The 24,208-nt window shown below is 69.2% G+C and carries 24 protein-coding genes and 2 pseudogenes; 14 read left to right on the plus strand and 12 right to left on the minus strand.

The window, feature by feature from the left end; all coding sequences use genetic code 11:
• The first annotated feature begins 13 nt into the window (after positions 1–13).
• Positions 14–172: a hypothetical protein gene (locus bpln_RS38075; protein ID WP_244131992.1), complete on the plus strand. Its 159-nt coding sequence runs from the start codon at positions 14–16 to the stop codon at positions 170–172.
• A gap of 46 nt (positions 173–218) precedes the next feature.
• On the opposite strand, the gene bpln_RS31450 is transcribed toward bpln_RS38075, so the two are convergent.
• The 4 genes from bpln_RS31450 to bpln_RS31465 all read right to left on the minus strand — a co-directional run bounded on the left by bpln_RS31450 (position 219) and on the right by bpln_RS31465 (position 4,369).
• The gene (locus bpln_RS31450) at positions 219–1,406 is read right to left on the minus strand and encodes a M20 aminoacylase family protein (RefSeq protein WP_055140996.1); all 1,188 of its coding nucleotides are present in this window, start codon (positions 1,404–1,406) and stop codon (positions 219–221) included.
• 80 nt (positions 1,407–1,486) lie between these two features.
• The gene (locus tag bpln_RS31455) at positions 1,487–2,887 is read right to left on the minus strand and encodes a hypothetical protein (RefSeq protein ID WP_055140997.1); all 1,401 of its coding nucleotides are present in this window, start codon (positions 2,885–2,887) and stop codon (positions 1,487–1,489) included.
• Between the two features lie 35 nt (positions 2,888–2,922).
• The gene (locus bpln_RS31460; RefSeq protein ID WP_042628995.1) at positions 2,923–3,381 is read right to left on the minus strand and encodes a hypothetical protein; all 459 of its coding nucleotides are present in this window, start codon (positions 3,379–3,381) and stop codon (positions 2,923–2,925) included.
• 70 nt (positions 3,382–3,451) lie between these two features.
• Positions 3,452–4,369: a LysR family transcriptional regulator gene (locus bpln_RS31465; RefSeq protein ID WP_042628996.1), complete on the minus strand. Its 918-nt coding sequence runs from the start codon at positions 4,367–4,369 to the stop codon at positions 3,452–3,454.
• A gap of 166 nt (positions 4,370–4,535) precedes the next feature.
• Here bpln_RS31465 and bpln_RS31470 point away from each other — a divergent pair, with 166 nt between their 5' ends.
• From bpln_RS31470 to bpln_RS31490, 5 genes are all read left to right on the plus strand, one after another.
• Entirely contained in the window at positions 4,536–5,300 is a 765-nt protein-coding gene (locus tag bpln_RS31470) for an SDR family NAD(P)-dependent oxidoreductase (protein ID WP_042628997.1), read from the plus strand.
• Positions 5,301–5,369: 69 nt separating this feature from the next.
• Positions 5,370–6,089, plus strand: coding sequence for a pirin family protein (locus bpln_RS31475; protein WP_055140998.1), 720 nt, complete (start codon positions 5,370–5,372; stop codon positions 6,087–6,089).
• Between the two features lie 203 nt (positions 6,090–6,292).
• A complete protein-coding gene (locus bpln_RS31480) occupies positions 6,293–7,039 on the plus strand; it encodes an SDR family oxidoreductase (protein ID WP_055141290.1) in 747 nt (248 codons plus the stop codon).
• A gap of 145 nt (positions 7,040–7,184) precedes the next feature.
• Positions 7,185–8,039 carry a DJ-1/PfpI family protein gene (locus bpln_RS31485; RefSeq protein ID WP_055140999.1) on the plus strand — a complete coding sequence of 285 codons (855 nt, stop codon included), beginning with the start codon at positions 7,185–7,187 and terminating at the stop codon, positions 8,037–8,039.
• Between the two features lie 46 nt (positions 8,040–8,085).
• The gene (locus bpln_RS31490) at positions 8,086–8,556 is read left to right on the plus strand and encodes a YybH family protein (RefSeq protein ID WP_055141000.1); all 471 of its coding nucleotides are present in this window, start codon (positions 8,086–8,088) and stop codon (positions 8,554–8,556) included.
• Between the two features lie 83 nt (positions 8,557–8,639).
• On the opposite strand, the gene bpln_RS31495 is transcribed toward bpln_RS31490, so the two are convergent.
• A complete protein-coding gene (locus tag bpln_RS31495) occupies positions 8,640–9,587 on the minus strand; it encodes a GlxA family transcriptional regulator (RefSeq protein WP_042629001.1) in 948 nt (315 codons plus the stop codon).
• 440 nt (positions 9,588–10,027) lie between these two features.
• Positions 10,028–10,912: a LysR family transcriptional regulator gene (locus bpln_RS31500; protein WP_055141001.1), complete on the minus strand. Its 885-nt coding sequence runs from the start codon at positions 10,910–10,912 to the stop codon at positions 10,028–10,030.
• 78 nt (positions 10,913–10,990) lie between these two features.
• On the opposite strand from bpln_RS31500, the gene bpln_RS31505 reads away from it, so the two are divergent.
• Both bpln_RS31505 and bpln_RS31510 read left to right on the plus strand, forming a co-directional pair.
• Complete coding sequence (locus tag bpln_RS31505) at positions 10,991–11,701, plus strand: SDR family NAD(P)-dependent oxidoreductase (protein WP_055141002.1); 711 nt, start codon at positions 10,991–10,993, stop codon at positions 11,699–11,701.
• A 49-nt stretch (positions 11,702–11,750) separates the two neighbouring features.
• Positions 11,751–12,005: a tautomerase family protein gene (locus tag bpln_RS31510; RefSeq protein ID WP_055141003.1), complete on the plus strand. Its 255-nt coding sequence runs from the start codon at positions 11,751–11,753 to the stop codon at positions 12,003–12,005.
• A gap of 405 nt (positions 12,006–12,410) precedes the next feature.
• On the opposite strand, the gene bpln_RS31515 is transcribed toward bpln_RS31510, so the two are convergent.
• Positions 12,411–13,547 (minus strand): porin, encoded by a 1,137-nt coding sequence (locus bpln_RS31515; protein WP_042629005.1) that lies wholly within the window; start codon positions 13,545–13,547, stop codon positions 12,411–12,413.
• A 533-nt stretch (positions 13,548–14,080) separates the two neighbouring features.
• Here bpln_RS31515 and bpln_RS31520 point away from each other — a divergent pair.
• From bpln_RS31520 to bpln_RS31540, 6 genes and pseudogenes are all read left to right on the plus strand, one after another.
• Entirely contained in the window at positions 14,081–15,628 is a 1,548-nt protein-coding gene (locus bpln_RS31520; RefSeq protein ID WP_042629006.1) for a Rieske 2Fe-2S domain-containing protein, read from the plus strand.
• Between the two features lie 108 nt (positions 15,629–15,736).
• Positions 15,737–16,753 carry a PDR/VanB family oxidoreductase gene (locus bpln_RS31525; protein ID WP_055141004.1) on the plus strand — a complete coding sequence of 339 codons (1,017 nt, stop codon included), beginning with the start codon at positions 15,737–15,739 and terminating at the stop codon, positions 16,751–16,753.
• Between the two features lie 73 nt (positions 16,754–16,826).
• Positions 16,827–17,012: pseudogene (locus tag bpln_RS38525) on the plus strand (ketol-acid reductoisomerase); the annotation flags it as partial.
• Positions 17,013–17,024: 12 nt separating this feature from the next.
• A pseudogene (locus tag bpln_RS38530) lies at positions 17,025–17,183 on the plus strand (ketol-acid reductoisomerase); the annotation flags it as partial.
• A gap of 139 nt (positions 17,184–17,322) precedes the next feature.
• Complete coding sequence (locus bpln_RS31535) at positions 17,323–18,168, plus strand: class II aldolase/adducin family protein (RefSeq protein ID WP_055141006.1); 846 nt, start codon at positions 17,323–17,325, stop codon at positions 18,166–18,168.
• Between the two features lie 174 nt (positions 18,169–18,342).
• Positions 18,343–19,656 (plus strand): MFS transporter, encoded by a 1,314-nt coding sequence (locus tag bpln_RS31540; RefSeq protein ID WP_055141007.1) that lies wholly within the window; start codon positions 18,343–18,345, stop codon positions 19,654–19,656.
• Between the two features lie 88 nt (positions 19,657–19,744).
• Here the strand turns inward: bpln_RS31540 and bpln_RS31545 are convergent, their stop codons facing one another.
• From bpln_RS31545 to bpln_RS31565, 5 genes are all read right to left on the minus strand, one after another.
• Entirely contained in the window at positions 19,745–20,437 is a 693-nt protein-coding gene (locus tag bpln_RS31545; protein WP_055141008.1) for a GntR family transcriptional regulator, read from the minus strand.
• Between the two features lie 109 nt (positions 20,438–20,546).
• A complete protein-coding gene (locus bpln_RS31550) occupies positions 20,547–21,134 on the minus strand; it encodes a hypothetical protein (protein WP_055141009.1) in 588 nt (195 codons plus the stop codon).
• Positions 21,135–21,470: 336 nt separating this feature from the next.
• Complete coding sequence (locus bpln_RS31555) at positions 21,471–22,712, minus strand: MFS transporter (RefSeq protein ID WP_042629013.1); 1,242 nt, start codon at positions 22,710–22,712, stop codon at positions 21,471–21,473.
• 1 nt (position 22,713) lies between these two features.
• Positions 22,714–23,268: a hypothetical protein gene (locus tag bpln_RS31560; protein WP_042629648.1), complete on the minus strand. Its 555-nt coding sequence runs from the start codon at positions 23,266–23,268 to the stop codon at positions 22,714–22,716.
• Between the two features lie 60 nt (positions 23,269–23,328).
• Positions 23,329–24,180, minus strand: a complete 852-nt coding sequence (locus bpln_RS31565; RefSeq protein ID WP_420807390.1) for a hypothetical protein — start codon at positions 24,178–24,180, stop codon at positions 23,329–23,331.
• Positions 24,181–24,208 lie beyond the last annotated feature (28 nt).

Below are 24,208 nucleotides of genomic sequence, written 5' to 3' on the forward strand. Positions count from 1 at the left end.
CATTTGCCGCTCGATGTCCTGCAGCCCGGGGGGCGACGCCGGGCGCCTCGTGCCCGTGCCCGAGCGCTGGTGGCCCGTGTTCCCCGGCTATCGCCTGCCCCCCCCGAGCCATCGGCAGATCGCGCCGGCGCTGGCGCTCGTGATCGAGGCGCCGCGCCGGCGCATGGCCTGACGCCGCAGCCGCGCGTGGGCACGAGATGCCCCCACGCGATGCGCCGTCAGCGCGACAGGTAGCGCTCCACCAGCCGCGTCCAGAACGCGGCGCCGATCGGCAGGTTGCGGTCGTTGAAATCGTAGTGCGGGTTGTGGACCATGCAGCCGTCCTCGCCCACGCCGTTGCCGATCCGCAGGAACGAGCCCGGGCGCTGCTGCAGCATGTAGGCGAAATCCTCGCTGCCCATCAGCGGATCGATCTGCTCGGCCACGTTCTGCTCGCCCACCAGTTCCTTCGCCACCTGCGCGGCGAAATCGGTTTCCGCGTCCGAGTTGATCACCACCGGGTAGCCGTCGGTGTACTCGACGTGCGCCTTCGCGCCGTAGCTGGCCGCCTGCCCTTGCGCGATCTCGATGATGCGGCGCTTCAGCTGCGCGCGTACCGTCTCGCTGAACGAGCGCACGCTCAGCGCGAGCTGCGCGCGCTCCGGGATCACGTTGTTCGCGCTGCCCGCGTGGATCGCGCCGATCGTCACCACCGCCTGCTGCGCCGGATCGAGGTTGCGCGAGACGATGGTCTGCAGCGCCATCACGATGCTGGCCGCCACCACCACCACGTCCACCGTCAGGTGCGGGCGCGCCGCGTGGCCGCCCACGCCCTCGATCTCGATCCAGACGCGGTCGCCCGCCGCCATGAACGGGCCGCGCCGGAACATCAGCCTGCCCGGTTCCGCGCCCGGGTGGTTGTGCATGCCGAACACCGCGTCGCACGGGAAACGCTCGAACAGGCCGTCGGCGATCATGCGCTGCGCGCCGCTGTCCACGCCCTTTTCCTCGGCCGGCTGGAAATAGAGGTGGACCGTGCCCGAGAAGCGCCGCGTGCGCGCGAGCTGGCGCGCCGCGCCGAGCAGCATGGTGGTGTGGCCGTCGTGGCCGCACGCATGCATCTTGCCGGGCGTCGCGCTCGCGTAGGGCAGGCCGGTTTCCTCGGCGATCGGCAACGCGTCCATGTCGGCGCGGATGCCGATCCGGCGCGTGCCGTCGCCCACCGTCAGCGTGCCGACCACGCCCGTCACGCCGACCCCGCGCGTGACCTGCCAGCCCCAGCTCTCGAGCCGCTCGGCGACCAGCGCGGCCGTGGCCACTTCCTCGAACGCGAGTTCGGGATGGCGGTGGATGTGGTGGCGGATGTCGAGCAGGTCGGGGGTGTCGTCGGCGAGGTCGGCGAGTTCGGTGTGGCGGGTGTCGGTCATCGGGGGCTCCTGGGGGCTTGAATGCGGGGAAGCGCGCCACTATAGCCAGACAGATCGCGCTTCATAAGATGCGGGATTTTTCACCGTGATAAGCGGGGTTTATCACCCGCTGCTGCATCGGTATCGCATGCATCGGGGGGCGTGGGGGCCGAGCAGGGTGGCTGCACCAGCTTGTGAAGATCGTGGTGCCGGGCCAGCACGGCTTCCACGCGGGCGGTGCGCATCCTGATCCTGACCTTGGAGTCCTCGACGAACCCGACGGCAAGCTTCGATCGCTCGGTATCGATGATTTCCGTGACGAACGCCCGGAAGTCGTCGGATCGAATCAAATCCCAGATCTTCAGGTCCTGCTTCATGAGGGGGACCACGGCGTTCAGAACGACCTGCCCATTCAACGGCCAGGAAAACCGGCTCATCATGTACGTGTCGTCTCGAAACTTGATCGCCACATACAGGACCAGCAACTCGCGCATCTTTCGAAAATCGTCGCGCCCGGTGCCGTTGCTCAGCAACTTGTAGAAGCCGTCGCCGACGGCGACCTCTCCCGGATGCCGGAAGCAGTAATCGGCTAGCGCCCCGGCGGCCAGCACCGCGATGCGCGCCTCGAGGTATCGCAGGTCATCCCATGCACCCGCCACGCTATCGAGATGAATCGTGCAGTGCCCGTCAGGCTCCGTTTTCGCGTCCCATCGGCACGACCAGGCGAGTTCGATCGCACTGGTCCTGATGCCGAGCTTGCAGGCGGCAATCCAATGCCCCAGCTCGTGAGCAAACAGGCACTTCACGTCGTCGTCGCCCTTGCCCCCAAGCACGTCCTCCCCCGACGCCACCTCGCTGTCATCCACGCGCACCGGCACGCTCTTCACGTCGTCAAACCGCACTTCGTTGACGCCCGGCTGATATCCGGCCGCCACGCCATCATCGAAGTCGACGCGTCCATTCGGGAGACGGCCATCCGGATCGAGCCGCGTGTGGCAAAAATCGTCCAGAAAACGCAGGAATGCGTCCTCGGTGATCAGCGCCGAGAGCGGTTTGAGACCGAATTCCAGTATCACCTTGTTGACCTTGTCCGCAAACGCCTCATCGGAACAGGCCTCGGCGCCCTGGCAGCCGGCGATCCGATTTCGCGTCAAATGAACGATGGCCACCTCATGGGCAATCGAGTCGTCGCTCCCGTGCCCCAGACACTGCCAGAACTGGTCCGGCGACGGCGTCCGCCCCTGGGCCACCGCATCCCGCTGGACAACGAGCGCTTCCGCCCAAGCCCGGGCACAGAGCACGAGAAGCCGCTTGCGCAGGTACGCGTCCGGATCACGCTGCCGGATCAACCCGACCCAATCCATGAAATCCGGATTCTCGAGTTTCAGCGAGTGGTCGTAGGGATCGATCGTCACGACGATTTTCTCGCAACCCACCCCGGCGTGGCGCGCGGCAATGACCGTCCCCAGCACGCCCGCCAGAAATTGCTTCCCGCTCTTCACGATTCGCCGCCCTCGCCAATGTTCATGAAACGAACCTACATGCGCCGACGCCGCCGTTCCTCCTCCGCCTCGCGCGATCGCTCGGCCAGCCGCGCCACGTCCTCATCCAGCTGCGCGTACTCGCCATCGCAGAACAGCCGGCACAGCCGATCGACATCGCCACGCGCCTGAACCTCGAAGGTCACGACCTCGCGGTCCGCTTTTGGCTTGCCCATGCCGAACCAGCCTTTCTTCTCGCGCATCGACACCGCGTTGAGCTGGAAGCTGTCACCGAGCGTGGTGCCGAGCGCGCTGATCCACAGCTCGCGGCGCGCTTCGGCATCCTGCAACACCAGCGCCGGCAGCGGCCCGCTCTGCTCGTCGTTCCATTGCGCCAGTTGCCCGGCCCACGGAAAACGCTCCAGCGCGTGAATGAAGCCGTCGTAATCGACACTGCCCTGCGGATCGAGTTGCTCGTAGTCGTAGCCGGTCTTTTGAATGGCATAGGTCAACATGGCGGGATCCCGACGAAGAGGAAGCGAGGGAGCACCAATATACGCCGTGATACGCCAGGGCGGACCGCCGTCATGTCGGCCGGCGCCAGACCGGCTCGCTCAGGTGCTCGGCGAAATAGTCGGACAGCGCGCTGACCTTCGCGGGTCGCGCGCGCGCCGACGGCGTGACGAAGTAGAGGCCGCCGCGCGTCAGCGACCAATCGGTGAGGATCGCCTCGAGCCGGCCGTCGGCCAGATATTCGCCGGCGATGAACTCCGGCAGCTCGGCGATCGCGAGCCCGTCGAGCAGCATCGGCAGCAACGCGTCCGCGTTCGTCACGCGCAGCGGGCCGATGGGCATCACCGGCTCTTCGTCGCCGGCGTCGTTGGTGAAGCGCCAGACGTCGCTGCGCGCGCGATAGGCATAGGACAGGCAGGCGCGCCCGGCCAGCTCGCGCGGATGCGCGGGGCGCCCCTCGCGGGCGAGATAGCCGGGCGAGGCGACCAGGTACTGCGTGACCGCGCACAGGCGCCGCGCGACCAGCGACGAGTCGGGAAGCGCGGCGATGCGCAGCGCCGCGTCGAACCCGTCCGCCACCAGATCGACGGTGGCATCGGCCAGGTGCAGATCGACCGACACGTCCGGATACCGGCGAAAGAAACCCGGCATCAGCGGCGCGACCCAGCGCAGCCCGAACGACATCGGCACCGCGAGCCGCACCAGCCCGCGCGGCTGCACCGACAGCTCGCGCGCCGCGCCCTCGGCCGCCTCGGCCTGCCGGTAGATCTCGCCGGCCTTCTCGCAGAGCGTCCTGCCGAACTCGGTCAGCGCGAGCTGGCGCGAGGTGCGATTGAACAGGCGCGCGCCGAGCCGGTCTTCCAGACGCGCCACGCCGCGCGAAACGGTGGCCACCGACACGCCCATCTCGCGCGCCGCCGCGGCGAACGAGCCCTCCTCCGCCACCTTGGCGAACATCGCGAGTCCCTCGAAATCAGGCAGCTTCGACATCGGCGTTCATCATTTCAAAAATGCAACGTTGGTTTGCGATGCATTCTATTTCGAAAAGATCAGCGCGTCGATATTCTCCTCACATCGCAGCACACACGACACGCCGCGATCGCCGCCAACCCGGCGGCATCCACCCAACCGAACGGATCGAAACAGGAGCATCACCATGGCACGCAAGCTCGACAACAAGATCGCACTCGTCACCGGCGCCACCACCGGCATCGGCCTTGCCACCGCGCAGCGCTTCGCCGCCGAAGGCGCGCACGTCTACCTGACCGGCCGCCGCCAGGCCGAACTCGACGCGGCCGTCGCCTCGATCCGCGCGGCCGGCGGCGCGGCCACCGGCCTGCGCGTGGACTCGACCCGGCTCGACCAGCTCGATGCGCTGTATGCGCAGATCCGCGAGGAACAAGGCCGCCTCGACGTGCTGTTCGCCAACGCCGGCGGCGGCTCGATGCTGCCGCTCGGCGAGATCACCGAGGCTCACTTCGACGACACCTTCGACCGCAACGTGAAGGCCGTGCTGTTCACGGTGCAAAAGGCGCTGCCGCTGCTGGCCGACGGCGCGTCGGTGATCCTGACCGGCTCGACGGCCGGCAGCGCGGGCACCGCCGCGTTCAGCGTCTACTCGGCCTCGAAGGCGGCGGTGCGCGCGTTCGCCCGCAGCTGGATTCTCGACCTGAAGCCGCGCCGCATCCGCGTGAACACCCTCAGCCCGGGCGCGACGCGCACGCCCGGCCTGCTCGACCTGGCCGGCCAGGACGAAGCGCAGCGGCAGGGGCTGGCCGACTACCTGGCCGCGCAGATCCCGCTGGAGCGCCTCGGCGAGCCGGAGGAAATCGCGAGCGCCGCGCTGTTCCTGGCCTCGGACGACGCGAGCTTCGTGAACGGCGCGGAACTGTTCGTCGATGGCGGCCAGCAGCAGATCTGAGCGCGGGACCGGGCGGCCCGGTGCGCGAGTCCTGCGTGCCCCGCCCGGCCCTTTCGAGAGCCAAGCGTCATGATCGAACCTCGCTGCTTCGCGTCGCTGGGCTGCCTCTCGCGAGACTGGCTGAACACGCGGCTGCATTTCCGCCACGGCGATCTCGGCGGCGCCGGGCATCATCCGCTCGGCCCGCTGATCGTCTGGAACGACGACGAAATCGCGCCGCGTTCGGGCTTCGGCCTGCATCCGCATCGCGACGTCGAGATCGTGACCTGGGTACGCTCGGGCGCGATCACGCACGAGGACGACGCGGGCAATCGCGCGCGCATCGTCGCCGGCTGCACGCAGACGATGAGCGCGGGCAGCGGCGTCCATCATGCCGAGCGCAACGCGGAAAGCGTGCCGGCGCGGCTGTTCCAGATCTGGCTGCGGCCACGCCGGCCCGGCGGCTCGGCGCGCTGGGCGACCTGCTGGTGCTCGCACGAGCGGCGCGAAGGCCGCTTCGTGACGGTGGCGAGCGGCGACCCGGCGGACCAGCGGGCGGGCGCGCTGCCGATCGACGCCGACGCGCGCGTGCGCGTCGCGACGCTGCGCGAAGGAGCCCTCCTGCGTTGCGTGCTGGCCGCGCCGCGCATCGCCTATGTCGTGGCCGACCAGGGCGGCATCGAGCTCGGACCGGTGCGGCTCGGGCCGCGCGACGGCGCGGTGGTGACGGACGAGCCGGAGATCACCTTGATCGCGCGCGAGGACACCGACGTGGTGATGGTGGAGTTGCTGAGCCCGGGCGAGTGCTGAATCTGATTGCGCACGCAACTATTTTATCCACTGTCGCTTCGCCTGACCGTCTTGCGGCGTGGCGACCTTTTTTAAGGGCAATACGTCCTTTAAGCCATCTGCCTCGCGTTCCATAATTTGCCCGTCAATCAGGTCGAGCCAGGCGTCGTTTCGCCCGTCGCTCGTGACCTGATCCACCACGAGGCAGGGAACGGAACATGAACATGAGGCTCAGCAACAAGACGGCATTGATCACGGGCGGCACGAGCGGCATCGGGCTCGCGACCGCGCGGCTGTTCATCGCCGAAGGCGCGCGCGTGGCGGTGACCGGCCGCGACGAGGCCGCGTTTGAACGCGTGCGGGCCGAGCTTGGCGGAAACGCGCTCGTGCTGAAGGGCGACGTGCGTTCGATCGAGGACATGCGGGCCGTCGCCGCCACGATCAAGGCGCGCTTCGGCGGCCTGGACGTGGTGTTCGCCAACGCGGGCTGGGCGTTCCCGTCCGCGCTCGGCGACATCGACGACACGCTTTACGACGCGATCATGGACGTCAACGTCAAGGGCGTGGTGCTCACGCTGCAGGCGGTGCTGCCCGACCTGCGCGACGGCGCCTCGTTCATCCTCAACACCTCGTTCGTCGCGCAGACCGGCCAGCACGGCATCTCGCTGACGGCGGCGGCCAAGGCCGCCGTGCGCTCGCTCGCCCGCAGCTGGTCCCACGAGTTTCTCGACCGCAGGATCCGCTTCAACGCGATCGCGCCCGGCGCGATCGATACGCCGCTGATCGGCAAGTGGGGCATGCCCGATGCGTGGGTGCGCGACACCAAGGCCGGACTCGCCAAGGCCATTCCGGTAGGCCATCTGGGCAAGGCCGACGACATCGCCCACGCGGCGCTCTATCTCGCCAGCGACGAATCCTCCTACGTGGTCGGCACCGAACTCGTCGTCGACGGCGGCGCCTCGCAGCTTTAGGCCGCCCGTGCCGATCCGCCGGATCGGCTTCCTCCATCGCGATCCCTGGCTCACCACGCCTGCCGTCGTGGTGGCGGGCCCGCCTCTGCCCAAACCGACCACGCGCGCCGCCTGGCCGGCGCGACAACCGTAAGGAGACCTCATCATGACGGACCGCAGCAAACCCGCTTCTTCTCCGGCCCCGCTCAGCGGCACCGGCCATGCCCGCCGCGACCTGCTCAAGTTCGGTGGCGCCGCCACGCTCGGCGCCGTCCTCGGCGGCGCGGCATGGCTTGGCCACGCCACGCCCGCTCAGGCCGCGACCGGCGGCGGCGCCGAACTCGCGCCGGGCGATCCCCTCGACATCCTGATCGTCAATTACGACGGCGGCACGCTGCTCGATTTTGCCGGCCCCAGCGAAATCTTCCACCGGCTGCCGAACACGAACGTCCGCTACGCGAGCCTCGACGGCGGCAGCGTCACGCTCGAATTCGGTGTCGTGTACGGCAAGACCGAACGGCTGGCCGATATCGAGCGCACCGGCCTGCTGCTGGTGCCGGGCGGCTCCGATCTGTCGGCGCCGATGCGCCCCGCGTACCAGGCGCAGATCCGGCGCCTCGCCGACAGCGCGAAATACGTGACGTCGGTCTGCAACGGCTCGCTCGTGCTCGCGGCCACCGGCGTGCTCAACGGCAAGCGCAGCGCCTGCCATTGGGCCTTCGTCAACAAGCTGGCCGAATACGGCGCGATCCCCGTTCCGGACCGCTTCGTGGAAGACGACCACGGCCGCTTCATGAGCGGCGGCGGCGTGACGGCCGGCATCGATTTCGCGCTGCGCGTCGCGGCGAGGCTGCGGGGCCGGCAAGCCGCCGAATTCACGCAGCTCGCGATCGAATACGACCCCGCGCCGCCATTCCATTCCGGCCATCCGCGAGACGCGCGGCCGGAAGTGATCGCGATGGTCGACAAGGAACTGCCCGGCGCCTCGAAGGGGCTCGCCCGCATCCCCGGCGTGCGCTGATCGCCCGAAACCCACCCTGAACCAAACCCCGACCGGACATCATCGAATGAAACGAATTCATCTCCATGCCGCGGCGCTGGCCGCCTGCCTGCCCCTTTTCGCGTTGGCGGCCCCGGCCGTCGCCGGCGCGCCGGGACCGCAAACCGAAGCGGCCATCAAGGCCGAGAACGCCCGCTGGTCGGACGCGTTCGCGCGCGGCGACTACGCCGCGATCGGGCGCCTCTATACGCGCGACGGCGCGCTCCTGCCGCCCGGGGGCGAGCGCATCGTCGGCGGCGCGGCCATCGCCGAGCATTTCGCCACGAGTTACGCCGGCTCGAAGCCCGACACCGTCTCGTTCAGCCACTACGAGTTCTACGGCAACGACCAAACCGTGGCGGAAGTGTCGGACGCGGACGTCCGCGACCCGGCCGGCGAACTCAAGTATCGCGGCAAGCAGATCCTCGTGTTCGTGAAGCAGGACGGCGCCTGGAAACTGCATCGCGACATCTGGAACGACTACCCGCCCAGGAAGTAGCACGCGCGTTCATCGCGGCGGCAGGTCGGGCCGCGCGACCCACCGGTCGGGCGATCGTCCCGGCCGCATGACGATCGCGATGGTCAGCGGCTGCCGGCCAGCCGGCTCTCGCGTCGAATCGATTGCGGCGGATGCCCGAGCAGCTTGACGAAGGCGCGCCGCATCCGCTCCGGATCGATGAACCCCACCGCCAGCGCAATCTGTTCGATGGGCTCGCTGCCGTCCTGCAGGCGCAGCCGCGCCGCTTCCACGCGCAGGCGCTCGACCGCGCGCGCGGGCGTCTCCCCCGTTTCGCGGCGGAACGCGCGCCCGAACTGGCGCGGGCTCAGGCGGGCGGCGTCGGCGAGCCGCTCGACCGGCAGCGCCTCGGCCAGATGCTCGCGGGCGAAGTTCAGCGCGATGCGGATGCGATCCGATTCCGGGTCCATCTGCGACATGGCCGAGAACTGCGACTGGCCGCCCGGCCGCCGATACGGCACGACCACCAGCCTCGACACGTTGCGCGCGATCTCCACGCCCATGTCGCGCTCGATCATGGCCAGCGCCAGATCGATGCCCGAGGCGATGCCCGCCGAGGTCCAGATGCGGCCGTCCGCGATGTAGATGCTGTCGCCCTCGACCCGCGTGCGCGGAAAGCGCGACTGCAGTTGCGCCGCGTAGCGCCAGTGCGTGGTCGCCCGCAGCTCGTTGAGCAGGCCGGCTTCGGCGAGCAGGAACGCGCCCGTGCAGACGCTCGCCACCCGCGATGCCCTGGCGCTCAGCTTCCTCGCGGCGGCGACGTTGCCCGCCTCCTGCATCGGCTCGATGTCGCCGCCCACGAAGATGACCGTGTCGAACCGGCGCCGGCCGGCCGGCTTCGTCTCGATCGGCAAGCCCGTGTTGCCCGGCATCAGCCCGCCCGTCTGCGAGATCACGTGCAGTTCATACGGCATGTGACCGGCGGCGGTGGCGACCTGATTGAAGGTCGAGAGCGGGCCGCCGAGATCGAGCACGTCGTAGCCGCGACAGACGAAGAATCCGATTCGATGCATGAGGATGGGTGATTAACTCAAGACTCCGAAGCGTCTTATTTTAAGGAAAATATCGGGTTTGGGACGAATGTCCTCAATCGAGGGGAAAACGTCCTTTGCGCCATGTTCGAGCGGGCGTATGAGGGCCGCGTCACGGCTTCAGGACGACGATGCCTGGCGTGGCCGTTCCGGTTCGTCGGCCCGCCTTGTTTCGCGACGCTTGGCGAGGGCTTTCCGAGGCGTCGGCACGTCTGCCCACGCTCGAACGATCGAAAGCATTGCGCAAGCAATCCGCCTGTCTCCCCGCCGCGGCATGTCGAGGATGCCGGGGAGATTCGGGTGGCGGCGGTGGGGAGGGTGTCGGGTTGAGCGCGGAAACGCCGCCGCCGGGAAGCAGCGGATGCCTTACCCACCGCTGCGCGCCACCGTCGAGCCGGAAACGGCGACACCGGGACTGACGTTCACAGAAACAGGTCGCGGTCCTGCTCGAACATGTCGGCCACCTCCTCGGCGACGAGCCGAATGGCCGCGTCTTTCCGGTCGCGGCGCCGCGTGACCAGATACACATCCCGATTCGGCGGGCTGGATCCCAGATCGCACATTCGCAATGCCGGATCGCTGCGTCCAATGTAATGGGGAATCAGCGCGAGCCCGATACCCGAACGCGCGGCGATCGACTGGAGAAACTGGTCCTTGGCGCGAAACGCCACGCGCGCAAGGGGGAAATGTTCGGACATCCATCTTGATGCGGACAGGTAGGCGTCCGCTTCGTTGAATCCGATGAAGACCAGATCGTCATTTGCCTCCGCGGCTCGACAGGCCTCCTCCGTTCCATAAAACCCGTAACCGACCGTGGTCAGCTGGCGTGCGATGACATCGCCGTCCTGGGGCTTGTCGAACCGGATGGCGATGTCAGCCTCATGCCGCTCGAGGCTGACGGACCGGAGCGCAGGCGAAAGGTCGATGTCCAGCTTGGGGTAGCGGATCGTCAGATTCACGAGGCGCGACGTGAGGAAGCCAGCCGACAGGCCCGGCGACGAGCTGATCCGCACCAGGCCGGCGGGCGCGCCATCGGCCGTGCCGCGCCTGAGGAGCTCGGCCGAGTGTTCCATGCCGCTTGCCGCTTCGAGCGCATGCGTTCCGGCACGCGTCAATACATAGCCTTCGGGGCGCCGCTCGACGAGCTTGTCACCGAGGCTTTGTTCAAGAGAACGAAGCCGACGGGCGACCGTCGCATGGTTGACCGCGAGCATCCGGGCGGCCGCTGACAGGCTTCCGTGCCGCGCCAGTGCCACGAAGGTCCGGACGTCCTCCCAGTCGAAGTCTGTGCGTTTTTGCTCAGCCATTGATAGAAGATGGTGTCTTTTGCAAACCCGAACAATGCCTTAGATTTTGGCCATCGTGCAAGGGTAAAGGAGCCCAAAATGTCAGCAATCAAGAAAGTCGCCATCGTCACCGGCGCGTCCCAGGGGATGGGCGAAGGCATCGTCAACGGATTCCGCGCGCGCGGCTACGGCGTCGTCGCCACCTCGCGCTCGATCCAGCCTTCGAACGATCCGGACCTGATCACCGTCGCTGGCGACATCGGCGATCCGGAGACGGGCAAGCGTCTGGTCGCGGCGGCCCTTGACCGGTTCGGCCGCATCGATACGCTGGTGAACAACGCCGGTATCTTCATCGGCAAGCCGTTTACCGAATATACCGAGGAGGACTATCGGCTGAAGCTGAAGACCAACCTCGACGGCTTCTTCTTCACCACGCAGCAGGTCATCCCGGTGATGCTGAAGCAGGGCAGCGGCCACGTCGTCCAGATCACGGCCTCGACGGCGGAATTCGCCAGCTCGCGTTCGCCAGCCTTCATCGCCATGCTGACGAAGGGAGGGATGAACTCCGCGACCAAGAGCATGGCGATCGAGTACGCCACGCGCGGCATCCGCGTGAACGCCGTGGCGCCGGGCGTGATCCGCACGCCCATGCACGATCCCGAGATCGTCGAAAAACTGGCCGCCTTCCATCCCATGAACAAGCTGGGCGAGATCGAGGACATCGTTCGCGCGGTGCTCTACCTCGAGGACGCGGCCTTCTCGACCGGTGAGATCCTCCACGTCGACGGCGGCCTCATCGCCGGTCGCTGATCCATCGGGGGCGCGCGACGCGCGCCCCGGCTTTCTGCTGGAGAATCGTATGCCGATCGTGAACATCCTGGTGACCCGCGAGGGCACCAGCCCGGGTGCGGAACGCACCACCAGGGAGCAAAAAGCCGCGATCTACAAAGGGATCGCCGACCTGCTCTTCAATGTCATGGGCAAGCCGCACGTGGAGACAACCGTCGTCTTTCACGAGCATGAGATTGACGACTTCGGACAGGGCGGCCTGCCGCTGTCCGAATATCGCAAGCAGCGCGCGCGGGATCCCCTGGCCAGGGAACCCGGAGACTAGCGCCGGCTTCGCGTTGTCGCGTCGGGGCCGGCAAGCCCTCGACCCCCAAGGTGAAGCATCCGCAGCGGCATCCGCATCGACGCATGTGCCCGGTCGAGAACCCCGGATGACCGCTGCGGGCCGGACGGCGCCCTCCCCGGAAGGCCACCGAAGACAAAGAAAGCCGGTCCACCAGGACGGGCAAAGATGGATTCACCCGAATCGACGAGCGAGGGATGCTGCGTGGGACCGCCACCACACGAGCCCGCGCCTGAACGCTGCCCGCCGCGACGGCGATTCGCGACCTGCCCCGTGCCGGCATCCGGAACACGCGGTGAGTCCGCCCGGAAACGCGACGAACCTGGCCCGCGGCGACACTCGCGGCCGCCGCCGCCGCGTGACCACCTCATCGAAACAAACTGTCTCTCAGAAGCGCGTGAGCATCCCCACCGCCCCCATCACCTGGTTCCCCGTCGACGACACCCCGCCCGCGTTATACAGCGTCGCCACGTTCCTGTTGCCGGCGGCATGCTGGTACATCGCCTCGGCATACAGCTCGGTACGCCTGGACAGCGCGTAGCGCGCGATTGCATTCACCTGGCTCCACTTCGGATCGGCGCCGTAGGCGGTGGCGCCGCTCAGGTGCGCATCGGTATAGGCATACGACAGGCCGGCCTTCAGCGCCGGCGTGAGGTTCATCATGCCGTTGAGTTCGTAGTTGTCGAAGCGCGCCGAGCCGTTGTTCAGACCGAGCGCGCTGGTGCCCTGGTACTGGCTGTGCGAATACACGAAGCCGAGCACGGCCGGCCCGAACGCGTAGCTCAGGCCGGCGGCGGCGGTGCGCTGCACGTCGGACGTGAGGTTGCCCTTCACCTCGGCCTGATCGACGGCGCCGCCGGTGTTGGCGAACGCGCTGCCGACCCTGGCCGCCGTGCCGTTGGTCTGCAGGTAGCCGGCGGCGGCCGTCAGCGGCCCGGACGTGTAGCTCGCGCCCGCGCTATAGGCGCGGCTCACGGCGAATCCGGTGCTGTTGCTGAGCGCGTACATGCCGCCGAACTTGAAGCCGGCGTAGTTCAGGCTGGTGAACTTCACGGCGTTGTTGAAGCGCACGCTGTGCTGGAGATTGTCGTTGTCATACGGGTGCGCGAAGCCCGAGTCGCCGAACGTGCCGGCGGTGGCGGACAGCGGCGCGACGAAGTCGACCACGTCGTCATACTGGCGGCCCACCGTGAGCGTGCCGACCGTGCCGCTGCTCAGGCCCACATACGCCTGACGGCCGAACACGCGGCTGTTCTGGCCCAGCTGCCCGTTGTTCACGCCGAAGCCGTTTTCGAGCACGAACACGGCCTTGAGGCCGCCGCCGAGATCCTCGGCGCCGCGCAGGCCGAAGCGGCTGCCGCTGAGGTTGCCGCTTGCCAGCGCAACGCGGCCGCTACCGCCGACGTTGTTGGTATAGGCAATGCCGGCATCGACCAGCCCGTACAAGGTGACCGAGCTTTGCGCGTGGGCGGAAGCTGCCGCGAATGCGGTAAGGCAGGCGGCGGCCATCGAGATTTTTTTCACCGGGAGACTCCAGTTCTTTGGAAACGCTGGTTCGAGACGCCGCCGAGTATAAAAAAGCCGACCGCGAAAAATGCCCGCCGGATCCCGCACGCACCCTTCCGGGAAATGGAGGAATCGATCAAAAAAATGAAACATCCGCCGGCATGAGCAGGCGGCCGCCCGGCAACGCGCACCTACCCGGATTGATGCGCAGGATCGGAAACGCCTGTTCGGATCGCCCCCGGCAAGCCCCCGGCCAGCGCCGACCCCTCACCGCGCGACCTGCCCCGCGCGCCACGCGTTGCTGCACCATGGCGCCCGCCCGGCATGGCTTCCCGCACCCCGGCGCGGCGCCGCGGCATCGCACGTCGGCCCGCCATGCACAGCCCGCCTCGTTCCCCGTTCGGCGTTAACCCTATCAAGACACTCCTTCCCGATCCGCCTATGCTTCACCCATCACTCTGTATACAGAGTTCAGAGCACAAAACTCAGAGTACGGCGTTCTGCGGTGAACCGCCTGACCGAGCGTCCCTATCAATCACTGGAGGAAAGACATGAGCGTCAAGTCGGAAAAAATGGACGATCAGAAGCGCACGGCCGGCGGCGCCGCGCCGGTGGCGAAGAAGCTGATCCCGTTCGGCGGCTACTACACGAACAAGGTGCCGGAGCACGACCCCGAGCTGACGGAAACCGGCCCCGGCACGCCGATGGGCGAATTCATGCGCCGCTTCTGGCATCCGGTCTGCATGTCGGTGGAACTGACCGACACGCCGCGCTTCATCAAGATCCTCAACGAAGAGCTGGTGGCGTTCCGCGACAAGAGCGGCGCGGTGGGCGTGCTGCACGCGCACTGCGTGCATCGCGGCGCCTCGCTCGAATACGGCGCGATCCAGGAGCACGGCATCATGTGCTGCTATCACGGCATGGTGTTCGACGTGGACGGCAGCTGCCTGCACGTACCGTTCCCGAAGGGCGAGGAGAAGGAAGCCGAGCGCTTCGCCTGCTCGATCCGCCAGGGCGCCTACAAGGCGTTCGAGCGCAACGGCCTGGTGTTCGCCTACATGGGGCCGCCCGACGAGGCGCCGCCGTTCCCCGAGTGGGAAGGCGACTTCACGGTGATGGAAGGCGACGAGCTGGTGCCCTACAGCAACTTCCAGCACTGCAACTGGCTGCAGGTGCAGGACAACGCGGCCGACAACTATCACCCCACCGCGCTGCACGCGGGCAAGAACGTGGTGGACGGCCACTATCAGGGCACCACGTTCGACGAGGTCGGCGCGGCGTCGATGGAAGTCGCGCCGGACATGAACTTCGTGCCGGTGCAGAACGGCCGCAGCCTCGCCTGCGCGGGCGCGCGCCGTGTCGACAGGGACAAGCTGTTCGTGCGGGTCCAGCATCAGGTGCTGCCGAACCTGAGCCTGCACGCCTACACCTCCGAGGACGGCTCGAAGAAGAAACTGTTCAGCCGCTTCCACATCATCCGCTGGACGGTGCCGGTGGACGACGAGAACAGCAAGATGATCGGCTGGCGCGTGATGGGGCCGGGCATCGACACGCGCGGCATCGGCCGCAAGGAGCTGGTGGGCTACGAGTCGATCGACTTCCTGGAAGGCCAGGTGGCAATGCGCCGCCCCGAGCGCTTCGGCCGGTACAAGCTGGAAGATCTGCCGCCGATCCCGCCGAACCACCGCGAGCGCCCCAACTACAAGGACGCGCAGTACGCGCCGGGCGACTACGAGGCGATCATCAGCCAGCGTCCGATCGCGGTCCACGCGCTCGAACATCCGACCCGCTTCGACGCGGGCCTCTACCAGTTCCGCAAGATGCTGCGCGACGCCGTGCGCGGCACCCACGCGCCGGCCTCGGCGGCGGGCTTCGTGCAGTGGCTCCGCGATCTCGACGGCATGCCGAACAGCTTCTGCTCGGGCAACGTGTTCGAGATCGCCGAGGGCGAGACGGTGGAGGAAGAAGTCGCGCGCCGCCGCAAGGTGCTGAAGGCGGTGGTCGAGATCCTCGCGCAAAGCGAGCCGATGAAACCGGGCGAGCGCGGCGAGTTCGTGCGCGAGCAGTTCGAGGAACTCGAACGTTCGCTGAAGCGCTGACGCGCACCGCGCGAACCACGCCGCCGGCCGCCGCAGCGCGCGGCCGCCGGCGAACGCATCCGGCAGGCAGTCGGGAAGGCAAGGAGGAACGACACGATGGCGATGGCAATGGATACCGCAACGGAAACGGCGGAGGCGGTTCGGGACACGGCGGCGCCCACGCTCGAGATGCGCGTGCGACAGGTGCGATACGAGGGCCAGGGGATCAACTCCTACGAGCTGACGAGCCCCGCGGGCGAGGCGCTGCCGCCGTTCGAGGCGGGCGCGCATATCGACGTCCACCTGCGCGACGGCCTGATCCGCCAGTACTCGCTCTGCAACGCGCCGGCCGAGCGGCACCGCTACGTGATCGCCGTGCTGCGCGACGAAGCCGGCCGCGGCGGCTCGCGCGCGATGCACGAGCACGTGCGGGCCGGCGACCTCGTCACCATCAGCCGGCCGCGCAATCACTTCGCGCTGGCCGGCGATGCGAGCCGCGTGCTGCTGATCGCGGGCGGGATCGGCGTGACGCCGCTGAAAGCGATGGCGCACGAACTCGACGCACACGGCGTGGAGTTCGAGATGCACTACTGCGCGCGTGGCCGCGAGGCGGCGGCGTTCGGCGAGGAGCTGGCGGCGCTGCATCGCGCGGGCCGCCTGCACTACCACTTCGACGGCGGCGCGGCGGGCCGGCAGCTCGACCTGCGGGCCCTGCTGGCGCGGCCGGTACCGGGCACGCACGTCTACTACTGCGGCCCGGCCGGCTTCATGAAGGCCTGCGCCGAGGCGGCCGGACACTGGCCGAAGGGTACCGTCCACTTCGAGCACTTCAAGGCGCCCGAGCCACCGGCGCGCGCGCCGTCCGACCTGCCGGCGCAGGCCGCCGACGGTTGCGACGTGACGCTCGCCAGCAGCGGCCGGGTGATACATGTGGCCCCCGGCCAGAACCTCGCCGAGGCGCTCAACGAGGCCGGCGTGGCCGTGCCCACCTCGTGCTGCGCCGGCCTCTGCGCGACCTGCAAGGTGCGCTACCGCGACGGCGAAGTCGAGCACAACGATTTCATCCTCACCGACGAGGAAAAGCAGGAATACCTGACCACCTGCGTATCGCGGCCGCTCGGCAGGACGCTGGTGCTGGAGCTGTGAGCCCCGGCACACCGATACATCGACATCCCGTTGCACCCCGACCGCGCCGCCGGCGCGTCACTCCGGAAACCGCATGAAAGTGTATTACGACAGGGACGCCGATCTCGCGCTGCTGAAGCAGCGGCGCGTGGCCGTGCTCGGCTACGGCTCGCGGGGCCACGCCCACGCGCTGAACCTGAAGGACGGCGGCATCGAGGTCGGGCGCGGGCCGTCGTGGGCCGGGGCCGGACAGGCCGGCCGTCCGGTCAGGACGATTGCCGGCGCTGTCGATGCGAAGCGCTTCATCCCGGAGAGCCGCGCGGGCGCGCCGACGCTGCAGTCGCACCGGCCGCCGACGGCGAACCACCCGATCGAGATCGTCGGCGCGAAGCTGCGCGCGATGACGCCGTGGATCGGCAGGGACGCGCTCGTCGAGCGTTCGAGGAACTGACCGCGGCAGGCGAACGCGCGGCGGGCGTCGGCATCGCCCCGCCCGCCGCGCATTCGATTCGCAGTACGAATTCATCATCCGGCGGCGCAACCCTGCCGCCGGCGCCTTTTCCCCACCCGATACGCAGGAGGAATGCCCCATGTCCACCGCCATTGCCGAACCCCGTGCCGAATCGATCGTGAAGCCCGGCAAGGTTTCGATCTACCAGCCCGAGCAGGAAGGGCTGATCTTCCCCGAACTGCCCGAGTTCACGAGCGCCGCCGAACAGCGCCGGCACCTGAAGGAGCACCTGGTGGCGGCCTGCCGCGCGTTCGCGATCCACGGCTTCGACTACGGCTTCGCGGGCCACCTGACGGTGCGCGATCCCGAGAACCCGGGGCTCTACTGGACCAACCCGATGGCCGTGCATTTCGCGCAGGTGAAGGTGTCGAACCTGATCTGCGCCGATCACCGGGGCACCGTGGTGGAAGGCTCGCATGCCATCAACCGCGCCGGCTTCGTGCTGCACGCGGCGGTCCACGAGCAGCACCCCGACATCGTCGCGATGTGCCACGCGCACACCGTGTACGGCACCGCGTTCGCGGCGCTCGGCAAGCCGCTCGCGCCGATCTCGCAGGACGCCGCGGCGTTCTTCGAGGACCACGTGGTGATCGGCGACGAAGCCGGCAAGGTGGCCGTCGAGGTGAAGGGCGGCAACAAGGTCGCCAACGCGTTCGCCGGCGTGAAGGCGGCGATCCACCAGAACCACGGCCTGCTCACGGCCAGCCGCCACAGCATCGATTCGGCCGCGTTCTGGTTCATCGCGCTCGAACGCTGCTGCCAGCAACAGCTGATGATCGAGGCGGCCGGCATCACGCCGAAGGAAGTCACGCCGGAGCGCGCGCGCTACAGCCGCGAGCACGTGGGCAGCGACTACATCGGCTGGCTGCACTTCCAGACCATCTGGAACGACCTGGCGGCCAGCCAGCCCGACATGTTCGACTGACCGGCGGCACGGCGGCCAAAAAAACGGCAGGCAGCTACCCGAGCAATACCCGGCGGTACGCGGCAACACCCCGACGCCCGCGGCGCGCTTCGCATCGAAGCCGCCACGGGCTGCCGACGGTGGACATGACAACACGCACCGCCACCGATCATCGCAGGCCCTCAGGAGACAACCATGAGTACCCACAGTCCGGCCGCCTTTCTGGAATCGAGCGAATCGTCCGCGTTTGCCAAGGCCGCGTGGCGGCTGATTCCGTTCCTGTTCCTCTGTTATCTGTCCGCCTATCTCGACCGCATCAACGTCGCCTTCGCCAAGCTGCAGATGCTGGGCGACCTCGGCTTCAGCGAGGCCGTCTACGGCTTCGGCGCGAGCGTGTTCTTCGTCGGCTACCTGATCTTCGAGATCCCGAGCAACCTGATCCTGCTGCGCGTCGGTCCGCGCCGCTGGATCGCCCGCATCATGGTGACCTGGGGCATCGTCTCGGTCGGCATGATGTTCGTGCGTTCACCCGCCGCGTTCTACGTGATGCGTTTCCTGCTCGGCCTGGCCGAGGCCGGTTTCTTCCCCGCCATCGTGCTGTATCTGACCTACTGGTTCCCGTCGTCGCGGCGCTCGAAGGTGACCGCGCTGTTCATGACGGGCATCCCGATGTCGGGCGTGATCGGCGGCCCGCTGTCGGGCTGGCTGATGACCCGGCTCGCGGGCGCGCACGGCATGGCCGGCTGGCAGTGGCTGTTCCTGCTCGAAGGGCTGCCGACCGTGGTGCTCGGCGTGCTGGCCTACTTCTATCTCGACGACAAGGTGCAGGACGCGAAGTGGCTCAGCGAGGCGCAGAAGGCCGTGATCGCGCGCAAGCTCGAGGAGGAGCGGCCCGCCGACCTGCTGCACTCGGTGAAGGACGGCCTGCTCAATCCGAAGATCCTGCTGGTCAGCGCGATCTACTTTTTCTACACGATGGGGCTGTATGGCGTGAGCTTCTGGCTGCCCACGCTGATCAAGTCGAGCGGCGTGGCGGACCCGCTCCACGTCGGCCTGCTCACCGCGATTCCGTATGCGGTGGGCGCCGTGGCGATGGTGCTCGTGAGCCGCAGCTCGGACCACCACGGCGAGCGGCGCTGGCACCTGATCGTGCCGGGGCTGGCCGGCGCGTTCGGGCTCGCGGCGAGCGTCTGGTGCGCCGATTCGACAGTGCTGGCGATGATCGCGCTGACCGTCGGCACGATGGGCGTGATGACCACCATCTCGCAGTTCTGGGTGTTGCCGCCGGCCTTCCTCGGCGGCGGCGCGGCGGCGGCCGGCCTCGCGTTCGCGAACTCGGTGGGCAGCATCTCGGGCGTGGTGAGCCCCTCGCTGATCGGCCTCGTCAAGAACGCGAGCGGCTCGGCCGGCGCGGGCGTGCTGACGATGTCGGTGAGCCTCGTGATCGCCGGGCTGCTGGTGCTGCGCGTGCCGCCGGCGCTCGTCAATCACCGCGGCCAGGCCCGCTGAGCCCGCCAGCCGCTTCGGCCGGCGCAATGAAAATCGCCGCCGTGGCGCGAGCCGCGGCGGCGATGTCGTGTCCGGCACGCCGGCGCGATCAGCGCGCCTTGCGCTCGTCGGCGTTGATCTCGGGCAGCGCGCGGCCCATGTTCGTCACCAGGTTCTCGCGCGCGAACTCGGTGTGCTGCAGGCTCAGCTTGCCGGCCAGTTCCTCGTCGCCGCGCGCGATCGCCTCGGCGATCGCGGCGTGCTCGTCCCACACGGTCTTGCGCTGGCCCGCCACCTGATGCACGGCGCCCATCACGCGGCGCAGATGCATCCAGTGCAGGCGCGCCGACTCGGCGATCAGCGGGTTGCCCGAGGCCGTATAGATGGCGGTATGGAACGCCATGTCGGCCTCGATCATGGCGCGGATGTCGTTGCCCTTCGAGAGCTTGCGGCCGGCCGCGACGAGCGCCTTGTCGATGATCACCTTCTTGCGCGCGGCCAGGCGCGCCGCGAGGCTGTCGAGCGCGCCGCGAAATTCGTAGAGATGGCCGATGCGCGCGGCGTCGAGCGGCGTGACCTGCAGGCCGCGCCCCGGCGCGTCCTCGACGAGGCCGTCCTTCTTCAGCAGGCGGAACGCCTGCAGCACCGGCGAGCGCGAGACCGACAGCTGCTCGGCGATCTCTTCCTGCACGATGCGCGTGCCCGGCGCGATGGAGCCTTCGCTGATGGCGTCGAGCAGAACCCGGTAGACCTCGTCGACGTAATCGGTGCGGGCCTGGATCTTCAGGAGTTTGGCTGGCATGGCGGCGAATGCTGTGGATACTGAATACCGTCAGCTTACCAGCATTGATACGGGCCGTTGAGCCCGGCGGGGCGGGCGCGGCGCCGCGGCCCGTCGTGCCGCGCGGGCGTCAATCCGCGGCGGTGAGGCTCGCGAACCACACCGGCACGTCGGCAACGGCATCGGCGGACACATCGCGGCCGGCGACATCGACGACGCGGGCGGCATGGAGCCAGTCCGGCTCGACGGCGCCGGCGCAGCCGAACGCCTCGCGTAACGCGGCGCAGCCCGTGGCGGCATCGCGCGCGTTGCCCGCCTGCAGCAGCACCAGCGCGAACGCCGCGCGGTACTGCCGCGCGGCGGCCAGCGCCAGTCGCGTGTCCGCCCGCACCTGCTCGCGCCGGCTGCCGCGCGCGTCGCGCACGACGATCGACACCAGTCCCGAGGCGGCCCGCGCCAGCAGCCATTCGGCGGCGGGATCATGGCTGGCGTCCGACTCGGTGGCCACGCCGATCAGCGCGGCCATGCCGGCGAACTCGGCGCGCTCGCCGAGCACACGCGCCGCGCGAGCCGGGATACCGCGCCCGCCCATCCACGCGGCCAGCGGATTGGCCGGGCGCTGCCCGCCGCTGAACGAAAAGCCGGTTTCGCCGATCGCGAACCGCCCCGGCTCGTCGTGGGCAGCCGGGCGGGCAATGAGGAAGTCCGGCGCTTTCATGTCGTCTCCTGGGTACCGCGGGAAGGGGCCGTGCGGCGCGGGCGCGCCGGCAATCGTCGTTTTTATTGGATCGGGATTCCGAACTCTGTATACAGTTAGCGTAAGGGCTGGCTCCGGGCGGGCCTATCGGGACAAATACCGAGCCATGTCCGCCGCCGGTCCGCCGCCGGTCCGCGTTCCGTTGCCGGCGGGAAACCGTGCCTCTGGCGCCGGCATGCACGCGCGCGGCGACGCGATCACATCGGCCCGCGCACCGGCATCGTGTCGGGCGGCGACGGGGCGATATCGGCGCGTCCACGGCCGCCCCGTGGCGCGCGGCATCGCCTGCCGGCGGCGTCACGCGGCCGGCGACGCGTCACCGGCCGCGGAACCCCGAGGATCGCAGGCCCGCCGCAGCGTGGCACCGCAACCGAGCCACAGTGCGAGCGAGCCGGTGGACACCGCGCCGAGCGTGACGAACGCGGCGGCGTAGCCGAAGTGTTGCGCGACGATGCCGCCCAGCGCCGGGCTCAGCGCCGCGCCCACCCCCTGGACCGTCATGACCATGCCCTGCCCCGCATTGATGCGTCCGGTGCCGCGCAACAACCGCACGACGAGCGCCGGCACCGCCACGCCCTGCAATCCGGCGCCGATGCCGTCGAGCACCTGCACCGGCCAGACGCCCCAGGCCGTGATGAACGTCGCGGCGATCGCGCCGCGCAGCGGCAGCGCGAGAAACGCGAGCAGCATCACCTGCCAGTAGCCGAGGCGCCGGATCAGCGGCGCCGCGATGCAGGCCGTGGCCAGCATCACCAGTTGCGCGACGACGATGGTCTGCGCGGCCAGCGCGCTCGGGTTGCCCTCGCGCGCGGCCACCACCGCGAGGCCGTACAGCGGCAGCATCGCGGCGTTGCCGAGATGGAACAGCGCGAGCGCCGCCGCGAGCAGCAGCAGCGACCGGTTGCCGAACAGCATGCGAAAGCCGCCGGTAGGGGCATGCTCCGCGCCGAGTCCCCTCGCGCTGTCATGATCGATCGCCGCGCGCGGCACGAGCAGCGTGGCGCACACCGTCAGCGCGCCGAACACGGCCGCCAGCAGGAACACCGCGCCGAAGCCGAAACGCCAGCCGAGCCAGCCCGACAGCGCCGCGCCGACGACGTTGCCCGCGTGATTGGCCACCTGGTTGCGCCCGAACTGCCGGTCGAAACCGCCTTCGCGCACCATGCCGAGCGTCACGCCCATCACGGCCGGGCCGAGCACCGCGCCGGCCAGCGCGGTGAGCACCTGCGAGGCGGCCACCACCCAGCCGCGCTGCGAGAGCCAAAGCACGAGCGAGGCGAGCGTCGTGAGGACGGCCGCCACGACGATGATGCCGCGCTTGCGGCGGCTGGCGTCGACCAGCGCGCCGGCCGGCGACGTCGCCAGCATGCCGGCGATGCCGCCGAGCGTCATGACCGTGCCGATCGCGTCGGGCCGCCAGCCCTGCGCCTGGAGGAACACGCCGAGGAACGGGCCGAGCCCCGCCTGCACGTCGGCCATGAAGAAGTTCAGCCCTTCGAGCGCGTACCGGGCGCGCCCGGGCGGTTGCGCGGTGGACATGTCAGTCGTGCGCGTCGACCAGTTCGGCGATCTCGTCCACGTCGATCGTCCGGCCGTGCCGGGTGCTGACGCCGCGCCCCCAGGCCTGCACGTGAACCCCCGGTGCGAGATACGACGCCAGCTCGGCGGCGGCATGCGGCGGCATGCGCAACGACGTGCCGTCGTCGAGCAGCGCGCCCCGCAGCTCGCCCTTCGGGCCGTGCAGCGGCAGCACCACCGCGCCGCTCGCCTCCATCGGCTTCGGCGCCGCGCGCGGCTTGTCATGCGCGTCGGCGCCGTGGCCCGGCCCCTCGTCGACGATCACCGTGCCGCGCCGCGTCGTCAGCGCGACCGCCGCGAGCATCTCCACGCCGCGCGGCTTCACCGCGCGCACGCGCACCTCGTCGCCCACGGCGACATGGCGCGCGATCAGCGCCGACAGATGAGGCGGTACGTGAACCTGGCGCGGCTGGCGCGTGCCGAGCACGAAGCCGTCGAGCTCGCCGTGCGGATTCAGCAGGAAACGCGCGACCGTGCCGCGCGATTCGGGAAGGCTTTCGGGGTCGATCCAGTGCATGTCGATCATCCTTGCGTGAAGTTGGACAAGTTGGGAAAAGGTGGGCACCGGGCCGCGCGATCAGGGGGCCGGCGGCACGTCGTCGTAGAGCCGGGTCAGATTGTCCGGCGCGCCGAACGCGGTGGCCTGCAGCGCCGTGCCGTACCGGTTGCGCGTCCCGTAGCCTTGCGCCGCCACGTCCGCGCCGGGCTGCAACAGCGCGGCGAACCGCTGGGCGACGGGTGGCGTGAGCTTGATGACGGCGCCGTCGGCCAGTACCACGCCATCGGGTTCGCCGCGCGGCGCGGTGGTGACGTGCGCCACCCGGCCCTGCACGCTCAGGCGCGACAGCGCGATACCACGCGCTTCGCGCGGCGGGGGCGGCGGCGCGTCGGCCGGCGGCGGATCAACGAACTGCCGTCCGCTACCGGCGGCGACGATGCGCTGCGCCATGAGATTGCCGGCGCCATCGCGCGTCCCGCTCACCCGCACGCGATCGCCGGCCCGCACCTCGGCGGCCAGACGCGCGCCCAGGCGCGGGGAGAAGCGCACGAGCAGGCCGCCGTCGCTGACCAGGCCGTCGACGTCGCCATCCGGATTGGTGACGAAGCGCGTCACGGTCGCGTCCACGGTGACGTCCAGCGGCGCTGCCGGCGCGACGCCCGGCGGCGGCGGCGGCACCGCCGCGGCGGGCGGCATCGCGGGCCCGGGCGGCGCGGCGCCGGGGGCCGGCTGCGCGGCGCATGCGCCGCTGGCCGCGAACAGCGCGGCGAGGCTCGCCGCGGCGAGAAGGTGGGCGGCGGTGCGCCGGCCCGAGGTTGTCGATGAGTTCCGCATGTTGCGCTCCCTGAGGTGACGCCAGGGGAAACGCAAGTGCCATGCCACCGGCGCGAGCCCCGCCGGCCGGGGATGGCGCGCCGCGCGCGCGGGCACGAGTGTCAAGCAAACCGGACACCTGCGT

The sequence above is a fragment of the Burkholderia plantarii genome (assembly GCF_001411805.1).
Lineage (GTDB): Bacteria > Pseudomonadota > Gammaproteobacteria > Burkholderiales > Burkholderiaceae > Burkholderia > Burkholderia plantarii.